At 63.7% G+C, this 5,473-nt stretch carries 5 protein-coding genes; all 5 read right to left on the reverse strand.

Annotation, left to right across the window (positions count from 1 at the left end):
• Nucleotides 1-1,455 (reverse strand): type VI secretion system membrane subunit TssM (gene tssM / locus EN932_RS27960; RefSeq protein WP_128369226.1); only part of this gene is annotated, 1,455 nt, incomplete at its 3' end.
• A gap of 1 nt (nucleotide 1,456) precedes the next feature.
• Nucleotides 1,457-2,779, reverse strand: a complete 1,323-nt coding sequence (gene icmH / locus EN932_RS27965) for a type IVB secretion system protein IcmH/DotU (RefSeq protein WP_128338328.1) — start codon at nucleotides 2,777-2,779, stop codon at nucleotides 1,457-1,459.
• Nucleotides 2,780-2,783: 4 nt separating this feature from the next.
• The gene (gene tssK / locus EN932_RS27970) at nucleotides 2,784-4,118 is read right to left on the reverse strand and encodes a type VI secretion system baseplate subunit TssK (protein WP_013525301.1); all 1,335 of its coding nucleotides are present in this window, start codon (nucleotides 4,116-4,118) and stop codon (nucleotides 2,784-2,786) included.
• Nucleotides 4,119-4,158: 40 nt separating this feature from the next.
• A complete protein-coding gene (gene tssJ / locus EN932_RS27975; RefSeq protein ID WP_024504481.1) occupies nucleotides 4,159-4,611 on the reverse strand; it encodes a type VI secretion system lipoprotein TssJ in 453 nt (150 codons plus the stop codon).
• A 3-nt stretch (nucleotides 4,612-4,614) separates the two neighbouring features.
• Nucleotides 4,615-5,473, reverse strand: an 859-nt coding sequence (gene tagH / locus EN932_RS27980; protein ID WP_128369227.1) for a type VI secretion system-associated FHA domain protein TagH, incomplete at its 5' end; no start/stop codon positions are given.

Raw genomic sequence — 5,473 nt, forward strand, 5'->3', positions numbered from 1 at the left:
GGTCAGCGGCGTCTGCAGCGCTTCGAACTGGCCTGCCTGGGCCGTTATCGCGTTGCGGTTGTCAAAATAGGACCAGGTGAACAACCCGCCGGCCAACAATGCCGCCGCCGCGCAAGCGGCTGCCGCACCCCGCCAGATCCAGGCGCGGCGCCGTTGCGCCAGCGGATCGAACGTGCCGAGGCCCGCTTCCTTGAAGATGACTTCGGTCAGCAGGTTCTTCAGGAAGAAGCTGCGTTTTTCGACCCTTGGTGCGGGCAGCGCCCGTCGCGGCGGCAGGCCGAAGGACGAAGACAGCGCCGCGGTCAGCCGGTCGATGGGCGCTCCTTCCTGCGTCGCCGATGTCAGATAGAGCCCGCGCAGCCAGGCGACCTCTTCATACCGGCTTTCGCCGAACATTGCCTCGACCAGCACCTGTATCGGTTCGGACAGGCTTGCCAGTTGGGCGGGAAAGCGGAAAATCTCGGCACGGGCGGCGAGTTTGTCCTCATCTTCCAGCCGCGGCACCAGCCTCCGCTCAAGTTCCGTCGCCAGCGCGGAAATTTCCCGTTCAATGGTCTTGGCATCGACACGCGCTTCCAGCGCGAAGGTGGTCCCCCATACCTGCTCGCGCGAAGCCGTGGACAAGCCGCCGAAGAAAGCCTCGAAGCCCTTGATCAGATCGGCCTTGGTCAGCATCAGATAGACCGGAAGGCGGATTTCGAGCCGGTCGTTGAGTTCGGCCAACCGGCGGCGGATCTTGCGGCCGTGCGCCTTGATGGCTTCATCGCCCTCCCAAAGCACGTCGATCGAAAGCGCGACGATTACGCCATTCAGCGCGCGGCGTCCGCGGTGCTTTTTCAACAGGTCGAGGAAGCCCAGCCATTCAACCGCGTCCACATCGGGCTGGCTCTCCTGCTGGACATAACGGCCGGCCGTGTCGATCAGAACCGCATGTTCTGAAAAGAACCAGTCGCAGTTGCGCGTGCCGCCGACCCCCTGCAGGTCGTCGGTGAGGTCGATCGGAAAATTCAGCCCGGACTGCCGCAAGGCCGTAGTCTTGCCGGTGGCCGGCGGCCCGACGATCACATACCATGGCATTTCGCGCAGAAACTTTCGTCCGCCCAGCTTGCGGCGCTTCAGTTCGGCCATCACCTCGGCGAACTTGGCACCGACGGCCGCGACATTCTCTTCGCCGGGTCTGAGCGGCTTTTCCACCACCGGCGCGGCAATCTCGGCGACGAACATACGGTTGGCGCGGATCGCCCGGCGCTGGGCGACGATCAGCCAGATCAGCCAGAAGATGACCAGCAGCGCAATGATGACGATGCGCACGTTATCAGAGGCGAACGGTTCATAGGGACCGACCCTGACGATCGGACCGAACACCCAGATGACCAGGGAAAGCAGCGTGAGGCCGATCAGCGTCCATAGCCAGCGTGATGTCAGGACAGCCCAAAGGAAGCGCAGGATGAACATCTCACAGCCTCTTTTCGACAAGCACCTCGACGCGGCGGTTCAAGGCCCGCCCCTCGCGCGTGCTGTCGGTGGCGACTGGATCGGTGGCCGCGCGGCCCTCGGAATGGACGCGATCCCGCGGCACTCCGTTCTGGACCAGCATGTCGGCAATCGTCTGGGCGCGAGCCTCCGACAGTCGCTGGTTGGTCGACAGCGGATTGGTCTTTTGCAGAGGAACGCTGTCGGTATGACCGACGACGGTGATGTTTCCGATCAGCTCCTGGTTGGCGAGGATCACCTTGGCGAGCGACCCGATCAGGGGCTCGAAGCCTTCGGTCAGTTGTGGCCGTGACGACTGGAACAGTTCGGGATTGGAGGCCTGGATCGTCAGCTTGGCCAGCGAAACGCTTTCGGTGCCGCTGAGGGCGGATTTGAAGTCGGCGGGCGCCCCGGCCTGAAATTCCGGCAACAGCGCAAAATCCACCTTCTCCGGCGGCGGGGCATCGACTTTGGGCGAGGTGCGGGTGATGTCGCCGCGCGCGGGCGGCGGCAGCGCGCGAACAAGTGCGGAGAGCTCGACCGCTTGGCTGCTCAGTGCCATCGAGAGCCCGACATGGATTGTCATGGCTGCAACCGCCGCACCGAGCGCCATGACCCAGATCGGAACGATGAAGCGCTGCGGCTCGTCAGATGCGATCACGCCTTTCCAGTTTGGCGACAGTGGCGCGCCTTCGGCGTCGGCATCGCGTAGGAAGCGTGCCGCCGCCACGCGAACGGCATTGAGCGAGCGGTCGCCGGATCGGGCCGACACGCGATATTTGCCACGAAAGCCAAGCGCCATGCATTGATACTGCAGTTCCAGCAATTCGCGGTCACGGTTGGGATGGCGCTCGAGTTCGTCGAGACGGGTGAAGAACTGCGTGCCGGCATCGACATCGCCGCGCAGCATGACCACAAGCGGCTGCCGCGGCCAGGCGCTGGCACCGCCCCATGGCGTGTTCAGGGCCAGATCGTCGAGCAACGCCGCCACCACCCAGGCCGCCTGGTCGGCGCGCTCCATTGAGGATCCGACCGACATAGCCGTGTCGCGTGCCCGGACCAGTTCTTCGAGCAATCGGGTACGCAATGCTTCCGGATTGTCCGGCGGCAGCGCACTTTCAAGCTCGGGAGCGAATTCGAGCAAGGGCGCAAATGCGTTGACGAGTGCGTTCGGATGGGTGCGGGAGCGCTTTACCGACGCGCTCGGCAAAGGTGGCGCCATCGGCCGCGGCATCGGCGCGCCGGTCAATCGAATGCGGGTGCGTTCGCGATCCTCCGACAGTCCGAACGGATCATCGCGGCTCATGATCTCACCTGTTCACCGAATAGCAGTCCACCTGCGGCTCGCTTGGCAACACGCCCGAAACGCCGATGACGAAGCCGGGAGCGTCGAGCAGCGACGCCCAGTGCTCACTTTTCTGGTCCAGTTCCAGACATAACCGATCGCCATCGTAAGGAATCTCGCGCGGCTGAGAATGAAGCGGTTTCAGCGGAATGCCGGGCAAGCGCGATTTCCACAGGCCCTCGAACTGGTCGGCCGAGCCGACGGTTGCCTGATTGACGAATATCTTGCGCAGCGCGTCTTCCGACAACTCCGAACCGACCCGGATGACGATCCGGCTGGCCACCAGCAGCTTCGGATTGTCGATACGGATCTTCCAGACATTGGTCGAATGCCGCATGACAGGCAGCGCACGCGATTTGGGCTCGATGTAACGCAGGCTGAGGATGAGCGAGCGCAGCGCATCCGCCAGCGCCGAATAGGCGGGGCCAGGCGCCATGTGATCGTAGGCGGGCAACTCGCCCAGCCGCCGCGCGCTCGATCCGTAGGTCGCCATCGAACCGGCGAGACCGGCAAGTTCCAGGTAAAGCTCGGCTGGATGGAACACATCCTGAGCCAGCATGTGGGCCAGCCGCGGACGTGCCGCATTGGCGAGATTGAGCATCAGCAAATCTTCGACGCTGCGCCCAGGTCCGCCCATGACCATCTTGCCATGCGCCTCGGCGATCTGGTCGAGGCCGGTGACAACTTCCAGCAGCAATTGCCGGTACCAGGCCACGGCGCCCGTAACCAAGGTCGGTGGCAGGAAGGTCTCGTCCAGGGAGACGCCGCCATCGGCTCGAATCCCCTTGAGGTCGGCTATCGGCAAGGCCGTGTAGCCACCGACCGACTTGCCGGGTGCGAGCAGCAGCGCCTGCGGCCGGGCAATTTCGATTTCTTCAGGGTCTGAACCGCCCTGGACGGCGTCACGCACCGAAACGATCCGCCCATGATATCGCGCACCCGAGGCGGCAGCGTGTGCCGGATCGAAGCCGACACCGCCCGGAGGCTCCAGCGGCAAGGCGATCAGGACCGGTCCGGCGCCCGTGTCAGGGGTGACCGGCAGCGGTCGCGGCGCGTCCATCATGTCCGGGATGGAAAAAGGTGTCCCATCCGGAAAGATGCCCCGCGCGGACAGGATCGAGATCTGGCCGGCTTCCAGCAACGCCTGGTCCAGTGTCAGCTGTTGGAAACCGAACGTATGCAATTGCCCGGCCTGCAACGCGCCGCGCACCGTCGCCTCGAAAAAGCGATCCTGCTGCTGGAAATGCTGGGTCCGCAGGAAAAGCCCTTCGGACCATAGCACCCTGTTTGCATTGCTCATGCCGCTACTCTCTGCATCGAGCTCCCCTTGCCCTTTGCCGCTAGGCGGAAATGCCGCCGCTGCCAAGCGTGACGTTGATCGTGAATTTCGATCCCGACGACACCGACTTGGTTGTCCGCCAGTTCCGGCCGCCGGGCTCGCGGATCAGAGCAACAAAGCCCAGCGCCGTCGCGTCCGGCTCGACCGTGATGGTTTTGGATGCGGATTTTCCCGGCCCGACGGAAATCTGGTCGGATCCGATGAGATCGCCCGCCAGCGCCGTGCCGGCATCCCCCTGCAGCGCGAAATAGTCGGCGGAATTGAATTTGCCGGTGCTTTTCAGCCGCATCACCAGGATCGTTACCGGCCGGTCGCCGCCGCCTGGTCCCGGGTTCATGCCAGCACCGCCGTTTACGTTGACGGTGATCACCGATGGTTTCGGCGGACCACTCTGGCAAGCCGCAAGCAACCCTGTCGCGCCCAAGGCAACAACAAATTCACGTCGATCAATCATCTCTCACTCCTCCTCATATGCATCTCGAAAATCAGCGCCGATTTCGCCAAGGAAGCTCTTTTCAGCACTCTCGGCGATTTCACGATGGCGCTTCTGGTAAAGTTCCCACAGCTTGGCGCCCCGCCCCCCAGAGAGAAGGGTTCCGATCGCGGAATTCGTTTTCAGCTCTTCCTCGATCACTACCGGGTCAAAACGGTCGATCATCCGCCGCATGGCGGTCTGTATGCCTCGCCAGGCGCGTACGTGATGTTGCGCGAGATCGCGCACCGCATCGGTGATTGCCGCTTCACCGCCGAGAAATCCTGGGCTGCGCTCAGCGATAAGCGTTATGATGGCGTCGTCGACGGTCGGCAGGAACTTGAGCGGATTGACTTCGGAGGCCCCGACCATGGTCTGCGCGACGCGCGCGTTTCCCTTTTCCTCGGCCCGCTTGCGCAGAAGCTGCATCAGGCCTTCCATCATCATCCGGTATTCGCGACCGAACTTCTCCATTTCCGCGGTGCTGTCGCGTCCGGGGAAATCGGCTTCCTCGACACCCATGCCATGCAGGAATGCGGCGCGAAGCGCCATCTCCTCCGGCCGCGCCGCACCCAGCGCCGGGGCGGCTTTGGGAGCAGCACCCACACGTGGTGAAGCAGGGGTAGCTGCGGGCTGCACCGGCAAATCCCAGGGATTGGCTGATTGGGATCGCTGGGCGATGCGCTCGCGCTGTTCGATCGAACTGGCGCCGTTCGCCGAACTGAGCGTGGCGGCTGGTCCGAAAGCAAAGTCATCATGGGTTCCGGACGGCTTGTCACGGGCGGCTTCGGCTGCGCGGTCGGGGGACGGTACCGCGTCGAGGCTGAACGGGTCCGCTTGGCTC

Source organism: Mesorhizobium sp. M7A.F.Ca.US.002.01.1.1, assembly GCF_004022955.1.
In the GTDB taxonomy this organism is placed as follows: domain Bacteria; phylum Pseudomonadota; class Alphaproteobacteria; order Rhizobiales; family Rhizobiaceae; genus Mesorhizobium; species Mesorhizobium ciceri.